The sequence below is a fragment of the Streptomyces sp. NBC_01707 genome, assembly GCF_041438805.1.
Classification (GTDB): Bacteria; Actinomycetota; Actinomycetes; order Streptomycetales; family Streptomycetaceae; genus Streptomyces.
Genome location: NZ_CP109190.1, coordinates 2117009 through 2139718, shown reverse-complemented (window position 1 = coordinate 2139718; position 22710 = coordinate 2117009). Strand labels below are relative to the sequence as shown.

Annotated in this window: 16 protein-coding genes; 8 read left to right on the top strand and 8 right to left on the bottom strand. The window is 69.1% G+C overall.

Annotated features, from left to right (window positions below):
- Positions 1-74: 74 nt before the first annotated feature.
- On the bottom strand, positions 75-338 hold the full coding sequence (locus OG963_RS09725; protein ID WP_093779440.1) for a hypothetical protein: 264 nt from the start codon (positions 336-338) through the stop codon (positions 75-77).
- Between the two features lie 529 nt (positions 339-867).
- Between OG963_RS09725 and OG963_RS09720 the strand changes: the two genes are divergently transcribed.
- Both OG963_RS09720 and OG963_RS09715 read left to right on the top strand, forming a co-directional pair.
- Complete coding sequence (locus tag OG963_RS09720; RefSeq protein ID WP_093779442.1) at positions 868-1716, top strand: PP2C family protein-serine/threonine phosphatase; 849 nt, start codon at positions 868-870, stop codon at positions 1714-1716.
- A gap of 92 nt (positions 1717-1808) precedes the next feature.
- Entirely contained in the window at positions 1809-2834 is a 1026-nt protein-coding gene (locus tag OG963_RS09715; protein WP_176902401.1) for an MASE1 domain-containing protein, read from the top strand.
- A gap of 352 nt (positions 2835-3186) precedes the next feature.
- Here the strand turns inward: OG963_RS09715 and OG963_RS09710 are convergent, their stop codons facing one another.
- Positions 3187-4248 carry an ATP-dependent DNA ligase gene (locus tag OG963_RS09710; protein ID WP_093931425.1) on the bottom strand — a complete coding sequence of 354 codons (1062 nt, stop codon included), beginning with the start codon at positions 4246-4248 and terminating at the stop codon, positions 3187-3189.
- Positions 4249-4344: 96 nt separating this feature from the next.
- Here OG963_RS09710 and ligD point away from each other — a divergent pair, with 96 nt between their 5' ends.
- Positions 4345-5355: a non-homologous end-joining DNA ligase gene (gene ligD, locus OG963_RS09705; protein ID WP_093779448.1), complete on the top strand. Its 1011-nt coding sequence runs from the start codon at positions 4345-4347 to the stop codon at positions 5353-5355.
- The gene (locus tag OG963_RS09700) at positions 5352-6431 is read left to right on the top strand and encodes an ABC transporter permease (protein WP_371798760.1); all 1080 of its coding nucleotides are present in this window, start codon (positions 5352-5354) and stop codon (positions 6429-6431) included. The genes ligD and OG963_RS09700 overlap by 4 nt, the downstream gene beginning before the upstream one ends.
- Positions 6432-6446: 15 nt before the next feature.
- Here OG963_RS09700 and OG963_RS09695 read toward each other — a convergent pair whose 3' ends face one another.
- Together OG963_RS09695 and OG963_RS09690 are read right to left on the bottom strand one after the other, a co-directional pair.
- Positions 6447-8681, bottom strand: a complete 2235-nt coding sequence (locus OG963_RS09695) for an OmpL47-type beta-barrel domain-containing protein (RefSeq protein WP_371798759.1) — start codon at positions 8679-8681, stop codon at positions 6447-6449.
- Positions 8678-11170 (bottom strand): ThuA domain-containing protein, encoded by a 2493-nt coding sequence (locus OG963_RS09690; RefSeq protein ID WP_371798758.1) that lies wholly within the window; start codon positions 11168-11170, stop codon positions 8678-8680. Before OG963_RS09690 ends, OG963_RS09695 begins: the two co-directional genes overlap by 4 nt.
- A gap of 237 nt (positions 11171-11407) precedes the next feature.
- Between OG963_RS09690 and OG963_RS09685 the strand changes: the two genes are divergently transcribed.
- Positions 11408-12415 carry a multicopper oxidase domain-containing protein gene (locus tag OG963_RS09685; RefSeq protein ID WP_030930053.1) on the top strand — a complete coding sequence of 336 codons (1008 nt, stop codon included), beginning with the start codon at positions 11408-11410 and terminating at the stop codon, positions 12413-12415.
- Between the two features lie 3 nt (positions 12416-12418).
- Here the strand turns inward: OG963_RS09685 and OG963_RS09680 are convergent, their stop codons facing one another.
- Entirely contained in the window at positions 12419-14611 is a 2193-nt protein-coding gene (locus OG963_RS09680; RefSeq protein ID WP_371798757.1) for a DEAD/DEAH box helicase, read from the bottom strand.
- 440 nt (positions 14612-15051) lie between these two features.
- Positions 15052-15714: an AAA family ATPase gene (locus OG963_RS09675; protein WP_093779458.1), complete on the bottom strand. Its 663-nt coding sequence runs from the start codon at positions 15712-15714 to the stop codon at positions 15052-15054.
- Between the two features lie 540 nt (positions 15715-16254).
- Between OG963_RS09675 and OG963_RS09670 the strand changes: the two genes are divergently transcribed.
- The 3 genes from OG963_RS09670 to OG963_RS09660 all read left to right on the top strand — a co-directional run bounded on the left by OG963_RS09670 (position 16255) and on the right by OG963_RS09660 (position 19070).
- Positions 16255-17055: a VOC family protein gene (locus OG963_RS09670; protein WP_093779460.1), complete on the top strand. Its 801-nt coding sequence runs from the start codon at positions 16255-16257 to the stop codon at positions 17053-17055.
- Positions 17056-17128: 73 nt separating this feature from the next.
- Complete coding sequence (locus OG963_RS09665) at positions 17129-17383, top strand: WhiB family transcriptional regulator (RefSeq protein ID WP_093779462.1); 255 nt, start codon at positions 17129-17131, stop codon at positions 17381-17383.
- A gap of 67 nt (positions 17384-17450) precedes the next feature.
- Entirely contained in the window at positions 17451-19070 is a 1620-nt protein-coding gene (locus OG963_RS09660; RefSeq protein WP_093779464.1) for a GMC family oxidoreductase, read from the top strand.
- Between the two features lie 410 nt (positions 19071-19480).
- Here the strand turns inward: OG963_RS09660 and OG963_RS09655 are convergent, their stop codons facing one another.
- Both OG963_RS09655 and OG963_RS09650 read right to left on the bottom strand, forming a co-directional pair.
- Entirely contained in the window at positions 19481-20455 is a 975-nt protein-coding gene (locus OG963_RS09655; protein ID WP_030930070.1) for an acyl-ACP desaturase, read from the bottom strand.
- A gap of 279 nt (positions 20456-20734) precedes the next feature.
- On the bottom strand, positions 20735-22366 hold the full coding sequence (locus OG963_RS09650) for an ABC-F family ATP-binding cassette domain-containing protein (RefSeq protein WP_093931421.1): 1632 nt from the start codon (positions 22364-22366) through the stop codon (positions 20735-20737).
- Positions 22367-22710 lie beyond the last annotated feature (344 nt).

Below are 22710 nucleotides of genomic sequence, written 5' to 3'. Positions count from 1 at the left end.
GGCCGGCCGAGGAGGGTGCGGATGTTCTCCGTGGTCCTGTGGACCATGTGCTGCCGGTGTCGTCGGCGCTGCAGTCACCAGGAGCTGCCGGGGCGCACCGGCAGGCCGGGGTGGTGGGCGGCGAGCACCTTGTTGGCCCAGGCCAGCTCGGACAGGGCCTGCTCGCGATCGGCCTGGTCCTCGATGCCGAGCCGGGGGCCGCGGAACCTGCGGACCTCGCGGGCGGCGCACTCGGCGTCGAACTCCGCCTGCACGATGTGCGGCGGGATGCAGGACCCGATCAGTGCGGCGACCCGGTCCGGGATCGGAACGGGGACGAGGAGGTGCGAGGCGGTCATGGGGGGTTTCCCTCTCGGATGGTTGACCAGGAGGTGGTGCTGCGCGGCCGCCGGATGGGCGGTCGACTCCTCCTTATGTAACGGGACGCAGTTCCGGTTTTCTCGTTGAGAACGTCTCCGTCTGGCAACCGTTCGGGAGTGACCGGCTATTTCCCCTTACCCGTAAGTAAGTTGACTCCACGTGAGGTACGTGCTCGGGTCGTGATCCGCACCGCGTCGCCCAGTGCGGCGCGGTGCTGCCGCGGGCACGCGACTGCATCGGCACACGGCACGGCCTCGGTCGAGAACCGTGACCAGGGGGCCACGAGTCACTCGCCGAAGACGGACTCCAGATTACGCATCCGACAGCGGACCGTCTGCGGGTGTACATCGAGCAGTTTCGCCCATCCGGGCCGCGGAGAGTCTGCCCCGCTCATCCTTCCGCGACGTCCGGGGAAGCGGGACGAACCGGACTCGGGGCAGGTCCGGCCCTCCGCCACGAAGAGAACTAAGGTGGTATACGCCTCACGCCGGACCGCTCGGAGGGGCCATGCGTCACCACCGCACCACCCACGTCGACAGCGCTCAGGAAGCCCTGCTCACCCTAGGTCGTCTCGTCGATCAGGCGCTGGAACGGATCAGGATCCAGCGGGCCCGGGTGGAACTGGCCGAGGCGCTGCAGCGCCATCTGCTCCCGCCCCAGCTGCCTCAACTGCCCCGTATAGCCATCGCGGCCCGTTACACCCCTTCGCGCGACGGGCTCGATGTCGGCGGCGACTGGTACGACGCCTTTCCGATGACGAACGGTTCGGTCGGGGTCACGATCGGTGATGTGCAGGGGCACGACGTGGAGGCCATCGCCTTCATGGGGCAGGCCCGCACCAGCCTGAGGGCCCTCGCCGGTGCCACGACCGATCCGGGCGAGATATTGAGCGGTACCAACGACCTGCTCATCTCGATGAGCTGCGGCCTCTTCGCGACGTGTTGTTTCCTCACCTTCGACCCGGTCACCGGCGCGCTCGCCATGTCCCGGGCGGGCCACATCCCGATGGTCTGGGCCACCGACACCGACACCGACACCACCACCGGTTCGTCCGGCATCGTTCTCGACCGCGGGGGCCCGCCCCTGGGGATTCTCCCCGGCGAGACCTATCCGGTGACGCGACGACGGCTGACGGAGCCGGGTTCGTTGGTCCTGGTCACCGACGGGGTCGTGGAAGGGCCGTCCTGCCCGCTCGAAAAGGGGCTCGACGAAGTGGTCCAGCTGGTGCGCGGTGGTTACGACGGGGATCCCGACCGGCTGGCCGGTGAGGTGATCAAGGTGGCCGACCTGACGGGGCACCGCGACGATGCCGCAGTCCTCGTCGTCCGCTACGCCGGCATTCCTTCGGCGGGGTAGCCGTCTGCGGTCGTCCCGCATGTTCCGTGTTGCGAGGATGGAGATGTCCTCCGGCGCGTCCTGGTCGGCAGGGCCGTTCCGGGTGGTGTCTGATGACTGGCGTGGTGACCAATCAGGAGCTCCGGCGCAGGGGCGCCGAGACTCTGCTGGTCCTCGCTGTCGCCGCCGTCTACTACGGGGCTGCCCGGCTGGGCCTTCTCGAACAACTGGTGCGCGGGCAGGTCACGCCGCTCTGGCCGCCCACGGGTATCGCCGTGGCCGGTTTGCTCGTCTTCGGACTACGGGTCTGGCCGGGCGTCGCGCTCGGCGCCTTTCTGGCGAACGTCGCGATCGGGCCGACACCTCTTACCGTTCTGGCCATCGTGGTGGGAAACACGCTCGCACCGGTCGGCTCCTACCTGCTGCTGCGGCGTGCCGGGTTCCACAACGAACTGGACCGGCTGCGGGACGCGCTGGCGCTGGTCTTCCTGGGTGCGCTGGGCGGGATGCTCATCAGCGCGACCGTGGGCAGCAGCGGCCTGGTGCTCTCCGGCGCGCTGCCGGCCGGCGATTTCTGGCCCACCTGGTCGGTGTGGTGGACGGGTGACGCGATGGGTGTGCTGGTCGTCGCACCGTTTTTGCTCGTCCTTCGCGAGGCGCGGTGGCCACGGGGTGTGGCATTGCGGCGGTGGGCGGAGGCAGTGGCCCTGTCGCTCGGCACCCTTGCGGTCACGCTCCTGGCGACGGGCAGCAGCAGCGCATCCTTGCTCTTCCTTGTCTTCCCGTTCCTGATCTGGGCCGCGTTCCGCTTCGGGCGCGCCGGTGCCGCGTCGTGTGCGCTGGGAGTCTCCACGTTGGCGATTCTGGCCGCCGGCCACGGGGTCGGACCGTTCGCGCACAAGGATCTCTTCACCAACATGGTCACGCTCCAGGCCTTCAACGGCGCCACGGCACTGACCGCGCTGCTGCTCGCCGCGGTCATCACCGAGCGGAACCGCACCCAAGAGGAGATCAACCGGCTCTGTGCGCGGCTCACGGACATGGTGGCGGCCATGCCGGACCACCCGGTGACCGATCAGTGGCAGACGTCCGACGACCCTGAGGACCCCGGCGGCCGGCCCGGCGACGGTCAGCCCTGAGAACTCCGTCCCGCGATGCGCCTTTTTACGCCACGGTGGGGCCACCTCCGTCAGGAGAGTTGTCCCACCGGTCGTTCCGCACGCCACCACGCAGTGGCTGACGGGCGGCCGAGCCCCAGTGCTGCGACAGCGGCCTGCCCGCGTCGGGGGCGACGCTGCCGGGGTCGTTGATCGTCGTACGTCCGGGTGTTGTCGAGGACCACGTCGTCGGTGCCCGAGGCGGAGGGCAGCCCGCCGGGGAGCTGGGCACATCTGGCCGAGCAGTCTCCGGGGACCGGCGCGGAGCCGGCGACGGGAGCGCCGCCCGGAACGGAGACCCGGCGAACTCCGGGCCACACCGTCGGACTCGACATCAGTGGGCTGACAGCACCTCGGCCAGGTCGTATCCCACCACTTCCTCCAGCTGTGCGTACGTGCAGCCGCCGGGGGTGCGGTCCGGCCGCCACCGGCGGAACTGGGCGGTGTGCCGGAACCGGTCACCCTCCATGTGGTCGTACGCCACCTCGCACACCCGCTCCGGTCGCAGGGCCACCCATGACAGGTCCTTCTTCGCGGACCACCGGCTCTGCGCACCGGGCAGCCGGGCGCTCTCGTGCGCGGTGGCGTCGGCCCAGGCCGCCCACGGATGGTCGGCGAAGTCCGTGCGCAGCGGCTCCAGCTCCGTCACGAGTTCCTCGCGGCGCTTCATCGGGAAGGCGGCGCACACCCCGACGTGCTGCAGGACGCCCGCGGAGTCGTACAGTCCGAGCAGCAGCGAGCCGACGATCGGGCCGCTCTTGTGGAAGCGGTAGCCCGCCACCACACAGTCGGCGGTGCGCTCGTGTTTGATCTTGTACATGACGCGTACGTCGGGGCGGTACGGCAGATCGAGCGGCTTGGCGACGACACCGTCGAGCCCGGCCCCCTCGTACCGCTCGAACCACTCCTGGGCGACGGCCGGGTCCGTGGTCGCCGGGGCGAGATGGACGGGGGCCGCGGCACCGGAGAGCGCCGCCTCCAGCACCGCTCGCCGGTCCACCTGCGGGGCGTCCAGCAGGGAGTCGTCGCCCACCGCGAGGATGTCGAAGGCGACAAGGCTGGCCGGGGTCTGTTCGGCCAGCAGCCGCACCCGTGAATCGGCCGGATGGATGCGCTCGCTGAGCCGGTCGAAGTCCAGCCGCCCGTCGTACGCGACGACGATCTCCCCGTCGATCACACAGCGCGGCGGCAGATTCTCCCGAACCGCCGTGACCACCTCGGGGAAGTAGCGGGTGAGTTGCTTGCCGGTGCGGCTGCCGATCACCACCTCGTCACCGTCGCGGTGCACGATCGCCCGGAAGCCGTCCCATTTGGCCTCGTACTGCATCCCGAGCGGGATCCTGGACACGGACTTGGCGAGCATCGGTTTCACGGGTGGCATCACCGGCAGATCCATGGAGCGATTCTTACCCGGATACCTCGATCAGGCTCCCGATATGCGGCATATGTGAGCCCGGCCTAGCGTGGCCCCATGGGCGCAGCGGGAACAGCGGTGGAGCTGGATGCGGACGGGCGGGCGGTACGGCTGTCCAGCCCGGACAAGGTGTACTTCCCGGAGAAGGGCTACACGAAGAGGGACGTCGCCGAGTACTTCCTCTCCGTGGGCGCCGGGATCACCCGCGCCCTGCGGGACAGACCGACCACCCTCCAGCGCTTCGTGGACGGCGTCGACGGTGACTTCTTCTACCAGAAACGGGCCCCGAAGAACCTCCCCGACTGGATCCCCACCGCCCGGATCACCTTCCCCAGCGGCCGGCCGGCCGACGAGATCTGCCCCACCGAACTCGCGGCCGTCCTGTGGGCGGCCAACCTCGGCACGCTCACCTTCCACCCCTGGCCGGTACGGAGCGCCGACACCGACCACCCCGACGAGCTGCGCATCGACCTCGACCCGCAGCCCGGCACGGACTACGCCGACGCGGTCGGCGCCGCCCATGAACTGCGGGCCGTCCTCGACGACCACGGGCTGCGCGGCTGGCCCAAGACCTCCGGCGGACGCGGCATCCATGTCTTCGTACCGATCGAACCCCGCTGGACGTTCACCGAGGTCCGCCGAGCCGCCATCGCGGCCGGACGAGAACTGGAACGCCGGATGCCGGACCGGGTGACCACCGCCTGGTGGAAGGAGGAACGCGGCGAACGCATCTTCGTCGACTTCAACCAGACCGCCCGCGACCGGACGATCGCCTCGGCCTACTCCGTACGGCCCCATCCGCACGCCCAGGTCTCCGCACCCCTGCGCTGGGACGAGATCGACGACGCCGAGCCGCGTGACTTCGACATCAGGACGATGCCGAAGCGGTACGCGGAGGTGGGCGATGTGCACGCGGACATGGACGACCACGCCTTCCGGCTCGACGGTCTGCTCGAACTGGCGGACCGTGACGAGCGGGAACGCGGGCTCGGCGACATGCCGTACCCACCGGAGTACCCGAAGATGCCCGGCGAGCCCAAACGGGTCCAGCCGAGCCGCGCCCGGCACGACGAGGACGGGGATGCATGAGCGCTCCCGACCTGGAGCCCGTCACACCGCACGGGGAACATGCCCGGCCCCCGGCCCGCGGTGACCGGTGGGCGGCGTTCAAGGCGTCCCCGTATCTGCCCGCCGTCGTACTCCTGTTCATCATCGCGGCCGCCGCCGGTCTCTTCGCAGGCTCCTACACGTACGCGATGGCCAACCCGACCCCGCGCAACATCCCGGCCGCCGTGGTCGGCGACCTCGACACCGTGCACGACAAGATCTTCCTCGACCGGTTGGAAGCCGCGCTCGACACCTCGCTGGTGCTGCGTGAGTACGCCACCGAAGCCGACGCCCGCACCGCACTGGAGGAGCAGAAGATCTTCGGCATCCTGCGGCCCGAGAACGGCGGGGTCGGCCTGGATGTCGCGAGCGCGTCCGGCGCCTCGGTCGCCCAGCTGCTCGCCGAATCCACCCTGAAGACGGGGGAAGCGGCCCATGTGCAGGTGAAGGTCACGGACGTGAAACCGTTGCAGCGGGGCGACCCGCGCGGCCTCGCCCTCTTCTACATCTCGCTCGCCGCGGTGATCATCGGATTCGTCGGCGCCATCCAGCTGAGTGTGCACGCCAAGGGGCTGACCCCCCTGGAGCGGATCGGGTTCACCGTCGCCTACGCCCTGCTCGGCGGGTTCGTGATCGCCGCCGTGGTCGACTGGGTGCTCAGCTCCGTCAAGCTGCCGTTCCTCCAGTCGTGGATGATCCTCTCCCTCACCATGTTCACCACGGGCATGGTCTTCACCATGTTCAACGCCCTGATGGGGCGCTGGGCGATGATTCCCACCTGGGGACTGATGGTGTTGCTGGGCAATCCGTCCTCAGGCGGCGCGGTGTCCTGGCCGCTGCTCCCGTCGGTCCTCGGGTTCATCGGCCGCTGGCTCCCCCCGGGCGCCTCGGTCAACGCGCAGCACGCCGCCGTCTACTACCAGGGGCACCAGCGGGTCCTCCCGTACCTGGTGCTCGCCGGGTGGCTGTTGGTCTCCTGCACCGTGTTCCTCGTGTGGCGCTACCGGCACCCGGAAGGCCGCAACCACATGCCTGAGCATGCGGCCGCGGCCACCTGACAGATCCCTGAGCGGTTACAGCTCCTTGATCCGGATGTCGCGGTACGAGATCACATCCGAGGTGCTGTGGACCTGGAGTCCGATGTAGCCGGACGAGTACCGCCTGCCGTCGGTGCCCGGGTCGTCGCCCCGCGGCGGCTCGAAGACCTGGCCGCCGGTGTTGTCGAACTCGTTCAGCAGGACACCGTTGCGGTAGATCGAGTAGTGCTGGTCCACCACCCGGATCTCGTAGTCGTTCCAGGTGCCCTTGGGCGTGACCCCGGCGCCGGCCAGACCGATCCGGTCGAATCCGTAGATCGAACCCGTCTTGTACATGTCGCCGTCCGGCTTGTCGAGGATCTGCACCTCATGGCCGTACTTGATGGCGACCCACTCCGGGCGGGACTCCTCCGGGTTGTCGTGGACGTTCGGGAAGCGGACGAAGACACCTCCGTTGGCGTTGCCCGTGCCGGGGGCGTCGTCGCGCCACTGGAGCTTGAGCGAGAAGTCGCCGTACTGCCGTCCGGGGAACCAGAGCATCCCCATGCCGTCCACGGTCGTGGAGCTGGTGATCGAGCCGTCGGCGTTGAGCCCGAACTTGCCACCGCCGACCTGCTGCCACTTGGCGAGCGACGCCGCCGTGCCGTCGAAGAGCTTCTTGTACCCCTCGTCCTGGCCCGGCTTGCCGATGCCCGACTGCTTGGCCGCCCGGTAGATCTTCTTGTGCTCGCGGGCGTCGATCACCCCGTCGGCGAGAAGCTTGTCGAGGACCTTGTCGACGTGCTTGAGGAACAGCGCGTGCGACGACCAGTCCTTCTCGTCCTCGATCAGCTCATTGATCGTGCAGCGGTTGCCGGTGATCCGGTTGGGAACGCCGGTGTCGACCGTGCCGACGATGACGGTCAGCCGCTCGTCGAACTCCGGGCAGTTCGGCGCGGGGACGCCGCCGCTCTCCGCGATGGTGAACGACACCTGCTTCGCCTGGGAGGTGTTGCCCGCCTTGTCCGTCGCCCGGTGGGCGACGGTGTGGTAGCCGACGCGGTCGACGATGACCGTGGCCGTGTACGCGAGGTACGGGCCGCCGTCGAGCGAGTACTCGATCCTGTCCACACCCGACTCGGCGTCGGTAGCCGTCACCGTCACCTTGGCGCTGGTGAGGTAGGCGTTGTCCGAGTTCTTGTCGCCCTCGACCTTCGCCGTCGTCTCCGGCGCCGTCTTGTCGTCCGTCGGCGGCGCGACGACGGTGAAGTCGACGGACTTCTCGGCAGCGGTGTTGCCCGCCTTGTCGGTGGCGCGGTAACGGACGGTGTGCGTCCCCACCTCGTGGACCATCACCGGTGCGGTGTACGGCTGCCAGGCGCCGTCGGCCCCGACCGCGTACTCGATGGAGTTGACACCGGACCCGGTGTCGGACGCGGTCACGGTGACCGTGGCCATACCCAGGTACGCACCCTGGGCGTCCTTCTCACCGGAGACGGTCGCCGAGGTCTCCGGCGCCGTGCTGTCGTCGGTCGGCGGCGCGGCGACCGCGAAGTCGACGGACTTCTCGGCGGCGGTGTTGCCCGCCTTGTCGGTGGCGCGGTAACGGATGCTGTGTGTGCCGACCTCGTCGACCACCACCGGCGTGGTGTACGGCTGCCAGGCGCCGTCGGCCCCGACCGCGTACTCGACGGTGCCGACGCCCGAACTGTCGTCCGTCGCCGAGACGGTGACCGCCGCCTGCCCGATGTACGCCCCGTCGGCGTTCTTGTCGCCGTCGACCTTCGCCGATGTCTCGGGTGCGGTGGTGTCCTCGCCGCCACCGCCGTCGGTCACGGTGAGAATGCCCTGCATCGCCTGATGCCCCGGCATGGTGCAGTGGTAGAAGTAGCGGCCGGGCGTGAGCGTGACCTCGACGGTGTGCTTGCCGCCCTGGTCGTCACCCGGGTTGGCCAGGATGTTCAACGGCACGTCGTTGTTGAACTCCGGGTCCGAGACGCTGAACGTCAGAGTGTGCGGCATGCTCGTCGTGTTGCCGGTCGCCGTGCTGTTCTCGAAGACGATGGTCGCCTTGCCGGCCACCGCGGTCGTGGGAGCCGACAGATAGTGGTCGATGGGGTCGCCCGCGGTCCAGGTGAGGACCTGATCGGCCGCCGCTTCCTGCCGGCCGGCGTCCCGGCCGTATGCAGCCGTGGAGGTCAGCCCGAGCATCATCAGGAACGAACCGAGCAGCGCAAGCCACAACAGCAGGGGCCGGTACCGGGGTTGAGCGAGGAGCGAACGGTGTCTCACTGCACTGCCGCCTTCCTGGCCAGATCCGCGGCGGCCGGGGTCGGCTCGCCGCCCTTGTACGTCACACGCCACAGCGCGGACTTGGAGTCGGAGGTGAAGAAGCCGCGCCCGTAGTCCAGGACGTACAGCGAACCGTCCGGAGCGAACTTCCAGTCCATCAGGTTGCGGATGCCGTCCGCGCCGACCGGGATGATCTTCTTCAGGGACTCGGCGTGGGTGGGCAGACCGCCCTTGCCGACCGTCTTCGGGTCGGTGAGCACGGCATGCCGCGGCTGCGTGTCGTCGTAGAAGTCACCGACGAACCACTTGCCGTCCCAGTACGACGGCCACTTGTCGGCGCTGGTGCTCGCCGCGTCGTACCGGTACACCGGCCCGTTCATCGTCGCCTGGCCACCACCCTTGAGCCACGGCAGCAGCTGCTTCTGATCCTCCACCTTGTAGCTCGGGATGCCGTTCGCGTCGCGCGGGTAGTCCACGCCACCGCCCTGCGGCGAGTACCAGATGGTGTTGGACGTGATCGGCGGCAGATTCACCAGACCGTCGTTGTTCGGCGACTCGTTCCTGGGGTGGTCGCAGTCGTACCAGCCGAGCGGCTTGCTCGGGTCCGGCAGATTGCGGTCCCGGTACGGCTGCTTGTTGCCCATGCAGTACGGCCAGCCGTGGTTGCCCGCCTTGGTGATCGCGGCGAACGTGTCGTACTTAGCCGGACCCCACGTGGTGCTCGGCGCGCCCGCGTCGGGGCCGACCCAGCCCGCGTACAGGGTGTCGGTGGTCCTGTCGACGGAGATCCGGGCCGGGTTGCGTACGCCCATCACATAGATCTCGCCGCGGGTCTTGCCGCCGCCCTCGTCCGGTTCCTTGCCGGTGAAGAGATTGCCCTCGGGCAGCGTGTACGTGCCGTCGTCCTCGGGGTGGATCCGCAGGATCTTCCCGTTGAGGTTGTTCGTGTTGCCCGCGGTGCGCCGGGCGTCGGCGAACGACATGCCCTTGTAGTTCGGTGCCGGGTTGTTGCCGGAGTAACCGTCGCTGAAACCGGAGGAGTTGTTGTCACCGGTCGCTATGTACAGGTTGCCCTTGGAGTCCCAGGCCATCCCGCCACCCGCGTGGCAGCAGCTGTGGATCTGGACCGGCCAGTGCAGCAGCACCTTCTCGGACGAGAGATCCAGCTTGTTCGTGGCCAGGTCCAGGGTGAACCGGGAGACCTGACGTACCGCCATCTGCTTGTCGCGGTCGATCTTCGAGTGGGGCGTGTAGTGCAGATACACCCAGCCGTTGGTCTCGAAGTCCGGGTCCAGCTCGATCCCGAGCAGCCCCTCCTCGACCTTGACCAGCTCGTCGCCGCCACCCTTGTTGCCGAACACCGTCAGCTCTCCGGCGAGGGTGACCTTCTTGGTCTTCGGGTCGTAGACATGGATCTGCCCCAGGCCCTTGCCGACGTTCGGGTCGTTCCAGTCGGTGACCACCGGCTTGCTGCTGTCGGCGCCACCGCGCCCGATGTACAGCGCCCGTCCGTCGGGCGCGACGACGAGTCCGTGCGGCTCACCGATCTGGTCGTTCTGACCGGGTTGATTGGGATGGGTGACCCGTTCCGCCTTGTAGTTGGAGGTGATCGTCGCCTTGCAGTCGGCCCGCGAGATCCGGGTCGTCCAGGCGAGCGCGCCCCGCAGATGGTCGCGGAAGTCCGTCTCCGCGAAGCTGTCGACCGTGCCGCCCATCGCGGTGTAGAAGGAACGGCCGCCGTCGTAGTCACGACACCAGGACACCGGGTGGTCCCAGCCGTTGGCACCGGCCCCCGGCTTGTACGTGATCTCGCGGACACGGGCCACGGTGTGCACATCGCCGGACGGGTTCTTCGTCCAGTTCAGCCATCTGTCAGGGCGCTTCCACTCCAGCGGCAGGTTCTTCGTCGCCGGGTGCTGCCGGTCCCCGATCTCAACCGTGGCCCGCTGTACGGCGGTCGGGCTGCCCGCCGCCGGACGGGCGCCGACCAGTCCGGTGAACCAGTCCGAGTACGGTTCGGTACGTGCCGCGTCATGGATGCCGAGGAAGCCGCCACCGGCCTCCATGTACGCCTCCAGACCCGCCTCCTGCTCCGGGTCGAGGACATCGCCGCCGCCGGTCAGGAAGACGACGGCGTTGTACTTGCCGAGCTGTTTGCCGTTGGTGAAGACGGCCGGGTCGTCGGTCGCAACAGTCTTGAACCGCCCCGCCTCCGGGCCGGTGAGTCCGATCTTCTCGATGGCCGCGATCCCCGCGTCGACGGTCGGGGACTCGTCGGTCGCCGAAGCGTGGAAGACGAGCACCTTCACGTTGGCTCCGCCGGGTGGAGACGGCAGGGACAACGTTGTCGCCATCGACTGCGTGTCCACCGGCTGAGGTTTCGCATCGGCTGCGTTCTGGCCGAGTAATGAGACGGTCAGTGCGCCGGCCGCCACGGCCGCCGCGAGTCCTCGTCGTGATCTGGACCGGTGATGTGGTGTGCGCTGCATGTGGTCACCCACCCCTCTTTGGTCACTGCAACAGCATGGAGTCACTGCAACAGCCGATGAAGCTAGACCTCTTTTTGCGACTCGCCAATAGCTATGGCGGGAATGGCACGAACTTTGTCCTTAGTGTGGATAAACGAAGATCCCCGGGCTACCGTATGGCCCGTCCCGGGGGTCACGTGCGCCCCGCCGGTCTCTGGAAACCTCCGCAAATACCCTTATGACAGTCGGGAGTTCGACATGGATCGAAGGAGCTTCAATCGCCGGTTCCTGGTGGGCGGCGGGGTCGCGGCGGCGACCGGAGTGACATCGTTGTCCGTCGGAACGATCGAGGCCAGCTCGGCGGAACCCCCGCCGAAAACCGCTCCGGCGGGCGGCGAGGTCCGCCATCTCAAGCTGTATGCGGAGAAGTTGGCGGACGGTCGAATGGGCTACGGATTCGAGAAGGGCAAGGCAACGGTCCCGGGGCCGCTCATCGAGATCAACGAGGGCGACACCCTGCACATCGAGTTCGAGAACACCATGGATGTGGCCGCCAGCCTCCACGCGCACGGCGTCGACTACGACATCGCGAGCGACGGCACCCGGATGAACAAGAGCATCGTCGAGCCTGGTGGCACACGCACGTACACCTGGCGCACCCATGCGCCGGGCCGCAGGAAGGACGGCACCTGGCAGCCGGGCAGCGCGGGCTACTGGCACTACCACGACCATGTCGTCGGGACGGACCACGGCTCGGGCGGCATCCGCAAGGGGCTGTACGGTCCGGTGATCGTCCGGCGTAAGGGCGACATCCTGCCGGACAAGACGATCACCATCGTCTTCAACGACATGACGATCAACAACAAGCCGGCGACCGAGAGCCCCAACTTCGAGGCCACCGTGGGGGATCGGCTCGAAGTCGTCATGATCACGCATGGCGAGTACTACCACACGTTCCATGTCCACGGTCACCGCTGGGCCGACAACCGCACGGGCCTGCTCGCCGGCCCCGACGACCCCAGCCGGGTCATCGACACGAAGATCGTCGGCCCGGCGGATTCCTTCGGCTTCCAGGTCATCGCGGGCGAGCACGTGGGCGCGGGCGCCTGGATGTACCACTGCCATGTGCAGAGCCACTCCGACATGGGCATGGCCGGGCTGCTGTTGGTCGCCAAGGCGGACGGCACGGTCCCGGGCTACGACCCGCACGACATGCATGAGATGCACGGGATGAAGACCGACCCGTCGAAGGCTGAGAAGTCCTGAGGGTCAGCCTCCCGGCGTGCCGGTCGCGAGGCGCAGCTGCTCCTCCTCGACGATGCGCCGGGCCAGGCTTCTCTCCGACACGTCCACGGCGTCCGGTGTCGTCTCGGCGACATCGCTGCGCCGTGCGTACGCGTCGAACAGCCGCTCCTTGCGGGCCAGGATGTCCAGCATGCGCTGGTCGACACTGTCCGTCGCGAGCAGTCGGTGCACCTGGACCGTGCGTATCTGCCCCATCCGGTGGGCGCGGGCCACGGCCTGGTGCTCCATCGTCGGCTTGATCTGCGGCTCGCAGAGGATGACCACCGACGCGGCCTGCATGTTCAGTCCGACGCCCCCTGCCTGGATCTGGCTCAGCAGGACCGCGTGGCCGTCCACCGCACTGAACCCGTCGATCAGCTCCTGCCGCCGGGCGGCCGGGACTTTCCCGGAGACCGGTCCGAACGCCCCTTCGCCCAAGGTCTCTTGGACCGTGGCGAGCACCTCGCGGAAGTACGAGAACACGACGACCTTGAGTCCGTTGCCGGCGGCCTCGGTGACCAGCTCGCGCAGCCGGTTCAGCTTCGCCGAGGTCTCGGGGCGCGCGTACGCCGCCCGGCGCATGCGCGTGAACTGCCCGGCGGCGACCGCCTCGCGGTAGACGGCGAGATCGGCCTCGCTGAACTCCTCCCACTCGTCGACCTGTACCAGCGCGGGGAGTTCGGTCAGCACGTCCTCCTGGTTGCGGCGCAGATAGGCGGGCGCGACAGCTCTGCGAAAGGCGTGCGAACCCGCGACACCATGGGTGGTGCTGATGGACGGGGCCAGTTCCGGCTGGAGATGGCGGACCAGGCTGCGGAACTCCTCGACGCGATTCTCCATCGGCGTGCCGGTCAGGAAGAGCACCCGTTCGGTGTGTCCTGCCCAGCCGGACACCGCGCGCGAGCGGCGGGTGGCCGGATTCTTGACGTAGTGGGCCTCGTCGACGACCAGCATGCCGGGCCGCTTCCCGCCGTCCCGGGCGGCCGGCAGCGTGTGCAGAGCGTCGAACGTGGTGAGGGCGACCCCGCCGCGCTCGTGCCACTCGGCGAACGCCTCCTGCCGCTCGGGGCCGTGCACCGGCAGGACCCGCAGGGTGGAGCGGGCCCGGACCTCCCGCGCCCAGTTGATCAGCACGCTCGCCGGGCACACCACCAGGAAGTGCGTCTCGCCCCGCGCCGAGAGATGCGCGAGCGCGGCGATGGCCTGCACCGTCTTGCCGAGCCCCATCTCGTCGCCGAGAATCACCCGCTTCTGCGCGAGCGCGAAACGGGCGCCGAACGACTGGTAGCCGCGCAGCGAGACCCGCAGGTGCGCGTCGTCGAGCCGCACCCCGCGCACCCGGTCCGCGATCCTCGAGGGGAGGAACCCCTCGGCGGCGTGCCGGTCGGGCCCGGTGCCCGACACCTCGGCGAGCAGGCTGTAGTACTCGGTGGACCGCAGCTCGAAGTCGACCCAGGCCGCGACGTCCGACTCCGGGGCCCGCAGCAGATCGACCGACACCTGCCCGAACAGCAGTGGAAGTCCGCGCTCCGCCGCGTCCGCGACGACGGTCCGTACGGACGCGACGGCGGCGAGCGCCGTCGCTCGGGCCTGCCGGCCGGAGAACAGCATGCGCAGCCGCCTACGGGCCGGCCCGGCCTCCGCCAGCAGCGGCTCCAGCAGGCCGACGAGCCGTCGGGCCGCGTCCACCGCCCGCCGGACGTCCGGTCCGGCCTCGACCAGCCGGTGCAGGGCTGCGATCAGGGCGGTGGTGGACTCGTCCGGCGCTTCCACATCGATCCGGACGGCGACGGTGTCCCGGACCGCGTGGGCGATCTGCCCGGCGGCGGCCAGCACCTGGTCGGCGGTCTGCGCACCGACGCCGGGGATCTGACGGAGCTCGTACCGGTTGGCCTCGTGGACCTGGCCGACGGTGGTGTAACCGGCCTGCTCGACCGCGCCGATGCGCAACCGGCCCTCGGTGACGTCCTTGAGCCGGGAGACCGGGATGGCGGCCAGCTCGCGGCGGATCAGGGAGTCGAGGATCGGGGTGAGTTCGGTGTGTATGGCCTCTACGGCGCGGGCGTGATCGGACAGCACCGCGTGCGCCGCGCCGAGCAGTTGCTCGGCGTGCGCGAGCAACTCCCGGGCGGCCTTCCCCCTCGGAGCCCCGGTATCCGTCTCCCCGGCCTCTGTCATGTACGTTCCTCTGTCCGCGCAGCCCCGCTGCCGCCTAGCCCGACACCTGCCCGAGTGAGACATATCGTGCCATGGGCCGATGACAGGGACGGCCGGGCGGGGCGCGGGTGGACGACGTCGGACCGGGTACAGCGGGCCGTGACCGAGGAGAGCGACGCCACCGCAGGACGGTTGTCCGATGTTACGGACGCAGACCTGCGCCCACACTGGCGTCCTTGTGGTCCGCATCCTCGCTCACGAGCTCATCGGGCCGGCCGCACGGCGGTGCTGGGGGTGCGGCGGCACCGGGGCGAATAATCTGCGCGGCCGGCGGGGGCCGTGCCCAACGCTCCGGCCACGAGCGAATACGCCGTCTGCCACAAGATCACCAAGTACGACCCTGCCGACTTCGGTGCGGGCGGCAGTTGTGCCGGCGCCGAGTACTCGGCGCGCGTTCTTCGTCAGAGCTCGAACGCGGCGGTGACCTGCTCGGCCAGATCCTCCTCGGTCATGGTGGTGTCGACCTCGACGGTACGCAGCTCGAGCCGCGACGCTTCCTCGTGGACGTGGTTCGTGAACATTCGGTCTCGTTCGGCCAGGTTGCGGTCGGCTCTCTCCGGATCACCGGTCCTCCAGGTGAAGCCTTCCCCCGGCGTCTCCCGACCGCGGATCGCGGCCTGGCGGAACTCGGGCGTCGGAAGGAGCCACACCGCGTGCTCCGGCACGGCGAGCAGCGGCTTCACGAGGTGTGGCAGCAGCCGGAAGCCCTCGACGACGACACAAGGTTCCCGTGGCAGTCGAAGCAGGTCTTCCACGATCAGACCGAAGCCCTCACCTCGAAACCAATGGAACGTCTCGAGCATGGTCTGCGGAGACCGGTTCACCCAACGCTCGTCCATGTCCATGGCGATGAACTTGTGCAGGAACGGGGCGTCTTCGGGTGTGGTCCGCCGAGCGTGATCCCCCATCACATCGTCCGTCGCGTAGAGGTGCCAGCCGCGGCGATCCGCCAATCGGCGAGCGATGGTCGACTTACCTGCGCCGCTTCCGCCCCCGATCCAGTAGACGTGCCGCAGCTCCGCACGGAGCGCACCGGCGTCGGCAGCCTCCTCGTGTCGTCGCATCCTGCTCCTCTCCGGTGCGACGACCCCACGATCAGGTCAAGGCCCGACACGGGATCCCGTCACCGCCCGCTCAGCCGGCCGACCGAGCCGCTCGGCTGCCGTGGCGTCCTCGGTCCAACTGTCACTTGTATGCCGGCTGCAGTCCAGCGCGAACCGGGCCAGGCCGTGCGTGTGGTCCGGCCCCCGGGCGCTCGGCCCCCGCAGTCCCGTAAGCGATCTCGGGGCCGGTTCCGGTGCGGCTCGCGGTGGGGCAGCCGTGCAGCCGGTGGTGGCCATGACACCCGGTCGCCTTCCAAGCCGGTGCGGTCGGCCGCGGATGGGAACGGGGACCGGCGGTGCGTGGGCCGAGGGGGCCCAGCAGCGGGCCCGCGTGGCACGGTTCCTCTGGTCGCCATGTGCCGATCGACCAAGAGTGTCGCGCCCCGGCGCAACGGATTCCGGCGTTGCGCGGACCGTGGTTGTCGGTGCCCGATGCAAGACTCGGGAGGTCAGGAGACACCGCTGCAGTACAGGTACGGGACTCGCTGAAGGAGCCGTGCGATGCTCACCACCGATTTTGTCACTGGATCCCCGAACTGGCTCGATCTCGGCACGCCCGACCTCGATGGGGCCACCGCCTTCTACCGAGGCCTTTTCGGATGGGAATTCGTGCCCGGCGGTCCCGAGACCGGCGGATACGGGATGTTCGTGCTGGACGGGAAGTCGGTCGCGGGAGCGATGACCGTCCCGCCGGAGCAGGCGAAGTCGTCCTGGTCGGTCTACTTCCGGACACCTGACGTCGATGCCACCGCGAAGTCGGTCGAGCAGGCCCGCGGCGCGGTGCCGTTCCCACCGATGGACATCCTCGACTTCGGCCGGATGGGCGGCTTCACCGACCGGGGTGGGGCGTACTTCGGGACCTGGCAGCCGAAGAAGGTCCCGGGCCTGGGCGCGGTGGGCGTCGCGCGCACGCTCTGCTGGGCCGAGCTGTACACCCCGGACGTGCCCGCGGCCGCCGCGTTCTATCGCGCTGTCTTCGGGTGGGACACCGCTCAGACGCCGTTCCCCGGCGGCGGCGGGTCCTACACTGTGATCCGCACGGAGGGCGGCGGTGAAGAGGCCGGCTTCGGCGGGCTCGTACCCCTCAAGACCGTTCCGACCCAGGCCGTTCTGGGGCCGCACTGGCTGCCGTACTTCGAAGTCGACGACTGCGACGCCGCGGTCGCCGACGTCGAGCGGCTGGGCGGCGAGCTGACGATGGAACCCATGGACATGCAAGGCGTGGGCGAGCTCGCCAATGTCGCCGATCCCTACGGTGCGCACTTCGCGGTGATCAGGAGCGCCGAGTCGCCGGGGAGCTGACCGGAGGCCGTGCGAGCGCCGCATTGATGCGTCGTTGATCAGTCGTTTATCGCGACCGGGCACTGTATCCGTCATGCTGATCAACACCGTGACCGACCCCGCACTCGCCTGGCAGGAGACAGCGCTGTGCGCGCAAGCGGGACCCGAATTCTTCTTCCCTGCCCCCGGCAGCTCCACGCGTGAGGCCAAGCAGTTGTGCAATGCCTGTGAGGGCCGGGAGGCCTGCCTGGAGTACGCCCTCGACAACGACGAGCGGTTCGGCGTCTGGGGCGGCCTCTCGGAGAAGGAGCGGGAGCGACTGCGCAGAGTTGAGCGCAAGCAGGCCTGAACCTTCCCTGTACATGCCACAATTCGGCCCTGCGCGTTCCTGAATCCACAGTCCACGGGGAGCCGAGTTGAGCGAGTACGACTACATCGTCGTCGGGGCGGGATCGGCCGGCTGTGTGCTGGCCGCACGACTCTCCGAGGACCCCACGGTCCGGGTCGCGCTCGTCGAGTCGGGCGGGCGCGACCGAAAGCCTGAGATCCGGATTCCGGCCGCCTTCCCGAAGCTCTTCAAGACCGCGTACGACTGGGACTTCAGTACGGTGGAGCAGCCGGCCCTCGGTGGCCGGGAGCTGTACTGGCCCCGGGGTCACACCCTCGGCGGATGCTCGTCGATCAACGCCATGATGTGGGTACGCGGGCACCGCGACGACTACGACGCCTGGGCCGGGTCCGCCGGCGCGGACTGGTCCCACGACGCGCTCGTGCGGTACTTCCGCCGAGCGGAGCGGTGGACCGGTCCGACCGACGAAGGCACGGTGTACGGCACCGAGGGCCCCCTCTTCATCTCGCCGCCCCGTGCCCCCAGCCCGCTGACGGCCGCCTTCCTCGACGCCTGCGCGTTGGAAGGCCTGCCCTTCCTGCCCGAGCTGAACGCTCCCGACCACAGTGGCAGTGCCCTCACCCCGGTGAGCGTCCGCCGGGGCCGCCGCTGGAGTGCCTCCGACGGCTACCTCAAGCCGGCCGGCCGCCGCGCCAACCTCGACATCCTCACCGGAACGCGCATCCGCAGCCTGGCCTTCGACGCCGACGACTCCACCCGCGTCACCGGCGTCGTCGCCGAACGCGGCCACGGGGCGGCCACGCTCACCGCACGCCGCGAGGTCATCCTCAGCGCCGGAGCCGTCGGATCACCGCATCTGCTCCTTCGCTCCGGCATCGGCGACCCGGACCAGCTGCGCGAGTCCGGCATCGAGGTGCGGGCGGCATCCCCGGACGTGGGCCGGCACCTCCAGGACCATCTGTCCTTCGCCGTGACCGTGCACTGCCCGCAGCCGGTGACCATGACCGGCGCCGACAGTCTCGCCAACGTCGGCCGCTTCCTGTTGGCGCGCCGCGGGCCACTCACCTCTAACCTCGCCGAAGCGGTGGCGTTCATCCGCTCCACCCCGGAACTCGCCGCCCCGGACCTGGAACTGATATTTGCCCCGGCTCCGTTCATCAACCACGGTCTGACCGCCCCGACCGAACACGGCATCACCATCGGCGTGGTCCTGCTCCAGCCCGAGAGCGCCGGCCGCATCACCCTGGACCCGGACACCGGCGAGAACGCGGACGGCACCCGGGACATCCGAATCGACCCCGGCTATCTGACCGCCGACTCGGACCTGCAGCGCATGATCGCCGGAGTCCGCCGCGCCGAGTCCCTGTTCGCCGCCGCGCCCCTGGCCGCGCACAGCTCGGGCCCGATGGGCCCGTACCCCGGTCCGGTCGACGACGCGCGCCTCGCCGAGGCGATCCGTACCGGAGCCGAGACGCTCTACCATCCCGTCGGCACCTGCAGGATGGGCGAGGACCCCGAATCGGTGACCGACCCCCGGCTGCGGGTGCGCGGCGTGTCGGGGCTGCGCGTGGTCGACGCCTCGGTGATGCCTCGCATCACCCGCGGCCACACCCATGCACCCACGGTGGCCATCGCCGAGCGGGCGGCCGAAATAATTCGTGAGGACGCACGGGTGGCAGCTGTCTGAGGGGCGCCTCGCAGTCCAAGGTGGATCGGCGCCGGTGTCGGATGCGGTGCATCGCAAGGCGGAGGGGCGTCATCGTACGGGGCGTACTCGGGCGTTCCGGCGACGCGGCGAGATGCCGTAGCCGTCGTCGTGCGCCCCGTCAGGGATTTCGGGAGAGCCCTGTGCCGCCTGGCCGGGCGGAAACGTGGACAGCGTTCACCGGGCCGTTCATGGCACTGGTGACGGGTGGTGGCTGCGCACGACGCAGTCCCCGCCGCATGCCGATGTCGCCGTCCCTGGCGGACCCAGCTGCGGCTGGCGCGCCAGCATCCGGTCCCCGACGTGCGCGACGCCGCCTACGCAGAGGTGACGGCCCACGAGTGAGCGGGCTCGTGGGCCGTCGGTGGGACGTGGGGTCGCGGGGCCGTGGGTCAGGCGCCCGCGCGGGCGGCCATCCGCGCCTTGCGCGCGGCCAGCTTCTCGTCGAACTTGGATGCCTCGCTGTCCAGGCCGCCCATGTACAGACCCAGTTCCTCCTGCGCCTTGAGCCCGTCCGGGCCCAGCCCGTCGATGTCCAGGACCTTCAGGTAGCGCAGCACGGGCTGGATCACGTCGTCGTGGTGGATCCGCATGTTGTAGATCTCACCGATCGCCATCTGCGCGGCGGCCCGCTCGAAACCGGGCATTCCGTGGCCGGGCATCCGGAAGTTGACCACGACGTCGCGCACGGCCTGCATCGTCAGGTCCGGGGCGAGCTCGAAGGCCGCACCGAGGAGGTTGCGGTAGAAGACCATGTGCAGGTTCTCGTCGGTGGCGATGCGCGCCAGCATGCGGTCGCAGACCGGGTCGCCCGACTGGTGACCGGTGTTGCGGTGCGAGACGCGGGTCGCGAGCTCCTGGAAGGCGACGTACGCCACCGAGTGCAGCATCGAGTGGCGGTTGTCGGACTCGAAGCCCTCCGCCATGTGCGCCATCCGGAACTGCTCCAGCTTGTCCGGGTCGACCGCGCGAGAGGTGAGCAGGTAGTCGCGCATCACGATGCCGTGCCGTCCCTCCTCGGCGGTCCAGCGGTGCACCCAGGTGCCCCAGGCGCCGTCACGGCCGAAGAGGGAGGCGATCTCGTGGTGGTAGCTGGGGAGGTTGTCCTCGGTCAGCAGGTTCACGACCAGGGCGATCTTGCCGATGTCGGAGACCTTGGACTGCTCGGCCTGCCAGGCCTCGCCGTCCTCGAAGATGCCCGGGAAGTTCCTGCCGTCCGAGAACGGTACGTACTCGTGGGGCATCCAGTCCTTGGCGACCTTGAGATGGCGGTTGAGCTCCTTCTCCACCACCTCTTCCAAGGCATACAGCAGCTGGGCGTCTGTCCACGCCTGCGAACTGCCGAGGTGGGGAGAGGTGATCGTCACGGGGGCTCCTGGGGACGGGAGAAGTACTTACGGCCTCGTAGGTTACGAAACCGTAGGTTAAGGCGGGAGTAAGGTCCCCGCCAAGCCCACTCACCCGAAGTTCGCTTACGTACCGTTATGTACGCAGGTCGCGCTGGGTGCACGGAGAGGTACATCACGCAGTCGCCGAGTGTTGCGAACTCACCGACGCGGGCGTACGGCGGCCGGTACCGCACCCCCGTGGCGTGAACTGCCACCCCACGTGCGGTCCTCACCCGTCCGCCGATCCGCCGACGTTCCTCACATCTCCGCGCGCACCGCCTCGGCTGTGGTGTCACGCAGTTCGCCGTCGAGGAGCAGCCAGCGCGTGATCCCGATCGACTCCAGGAACGGTACGTCATGGCTCGCCACGATCAGCGCCCCCTCGTACGACTCCAGAGCCGCCGTCAGCCGGCACACGCTCGCCATGTCCAGGTTGTTCGTCGGTTCGTCCAGCAACAGCAGTTGCGGCGACGGCTCGGCGAGCAGCAGCGCTGCCAGCGCCGCACGGAAGCGTTCCCCGCCCGACAGTGTTCCCACGGGCCGGCCGGCCCGCGCTCCCTTGAACAGAAAGTGCGCCAGCTTCGCCCTGATCCGGTTCTCCGTCGCATCCGGTGCGAACCGCGCCACGTTCTCCACGACGCTCAGCCCGTCGTCGAGCACGTCCAGGCGCTGCGGAAGAAAACGCAGCGGCAGATGGGCCGTAGCCTCACCGGACACCGGGGCCAGCTCGCCGGCCAGGGTGCGCAGCAGAGTCGTTTTGCCCGCGCCGTTGCGGCCCACCAGGGCGATCCGCTCGGGGCCGCGTACCTCGAACTCGCCGCGCACCCGCGCCCCGTGAGCGAGTTCCAGGTCGCGCAGTACGAGTACCCCCTGGCCCGGATGGACCTTCGTGCGGGGCAGTTCGATCCGGATCTCGTCGTCGTCGCGTACTGCCTCGACAGCCTCACCGAGTCGCTCCTTCGCCTCGGCGAGCTTCTCGGTGTGCAGGACACGGTGTTTGCCGGCCGACACCTGGGCAGCCCGCTTGCGGTTGCCCATGACCGCCTTCGGCTCGCGCTTGGTGTCCCACATCTTCTGCCCGTAACGCTTTCGCCGGGCCAATTTGAACTGGGCGTCGGCCAGCTCGCGCTTCTGGCGTTGTACGTCGGCCTCGGCGACCCGCACCATGCGCTCGGCCGCCTCCTGCTCCACGGCGAGTGCCCTCTCGTACGCGGTGAGGTTCCCGCCGTGCCAGGTGACCTGGCCGTCCCGCAGATCCGCGATCTGGTCGACACGCTCCAGGAGTTCACGGTCGTGACTGACGACGACCAGTACACCGGTCCAGGCATCGATCGCTTCGTACAGCCGGCGGCGGGCGTACAGATCCAGATTGTTCGTCGGCTCGTCCAGCAGCAGCACCCCCGGACGGGCCAGCAGGAGCGCGGCGAGACGCAGCAGCACGCACTCGCCGCCCGACAGCTCGCCGATGGTGCGGTCGAGCCCGATGTGACCGAGGCCGAGCTGATCGAGGGTGGCGCGGGCGCGCTCCTCCACGTCCCAGTCGTCACCCACCGCCGCGAACCACCCCTCGCGGACGTCACCCGCCTCGATGGCGCGCAGTGCGGCCCGGGTGTCCGCGACACCGAGCGCGGCATCGACCCGCAGTGCCGTGTCGAGGACCAGGTTCTGCGGCAGGTAGCCGATCTCGCCCGACGTTCGCACACGGCCTTCGGCGGGGGTGAGTTCACCGGCGATCAGCCGCAACAGCGTCGACTTTCCACAGCCGTTGAGACCGATCAGGCCGGTCCTTCCGGGGCCCACGGCCAGCTGGAAGTCGTCGAAGACGGCACTGCCGTCCGGCCAGGCGAAGGAGAGCGACGAACAGGCGATGTGAGTCATGGGGGCAGACATAGGGATCTCCCGGTTGCGAGGAAGGGAAGGAGGCAACGGGTGAGACACCGGTCCAGGGCGTTCCACGGACATGGCACACGGCCAAGGAGGAGCCCCGGTTGCGGAGGACGGCTCGAAGAGCTGAGGTCACACCCGGGCGCGCGGAAATGACAGACATGAACGGGCATGAACTGTCCGGACACGGCGCGCAACGCGGTGTCTCACGACCTCAGACGAGCAACGTCCTTCTCCGATCCGACGACAACAAGGACGTCACGAACGGTACGAGCGGACCTCGCGGCACAGCAAGCGATTTACGTCGATCCCGGCCGCGCCGACGCGCGGCGGAACCCGGCCGATCGAAC

Coding starts and splice junctions, on each gene's coding strand:
- OG963_RS09670 (WP_093779460.1), top strand. CDS start 16,255: ATGCTCACCACCGATTTTGTCACTGGATCCCCGAACTGGCTCGATCTC.
- OG963_RS09700 (WP_371798760.1), top strand. CDS start 5,352: ATGAGCGCTCCCGACCTGGAGCCCGTCACACCGCACGGGGAACATGCC.
- OG963_RS09675 (WP_093779458.1), bottom strand. CDS start 15,714: ATGCGACGACACGAGGAGGCTGCCGACGCCGGTGCGCTCCGTGCGGAG.
- OG963_RS09665 (WP_093779462.1), top strand. CDS start 17,129: ATGCTGATCAACACCGTGACCGACCCCGCACTCGCCTGGCAGGAGACA.
- OG963_RS09680 (WP_371798757.1), bottom strand. CDS start 14,611: ATGACAGAGGCCGGGGAGACGGATACCGGGGCTCCGAGGGGGAAGGCC.
- OG963_RS09725 (WP_093779440.1), bottom strand. CDS start 338: ATGACCGCCTCGCACCTCCTCGTCCCCGTTCCGATCCCGGACCGGGTC.
- OG963_RS09650 (WP_093931421.1), bottom strand. CDS start 22,366: ATGTCTGCCCCCATGACTCACATCGCCTGTTCGTCGCTCTCCTTCGCC.
- OG963_RS09710 (WP_093931425.1), bottom strand. CDS start 4,248: ATGGATCTGCCGGTGATGCCACCCGTGAAACCGATGCTCGCCAAGTCC.
- OG963_RS09690 (WP_371798758.1), bottom strand. CDS start 11,170: ATGCAGCGCACACCACATCACCGGTCCAGATCACGACGAGGACTCGCG.
- OG963_RS09715 (WP_176902401.1), top strand. CDS start 1,809: ATGACTGGCGTGGTGACCAATCAGGAGCTCCGGCGCAGGGGCGCCGAG.
- OG963_RS09685 (WP_030930053.1), top strand. CDS start 11,408: ATGGATCGAAGGAGCTTCAATCGCCGGTTCCTGGTGGGCGGCGGGGTC.
- OG963_RS09720 (WP_093779442.1), top strand. CDS start 868: ATGCGTCACCACCGCACCACCCACGTCGACAGCGCTCAGGAAGCCCTG.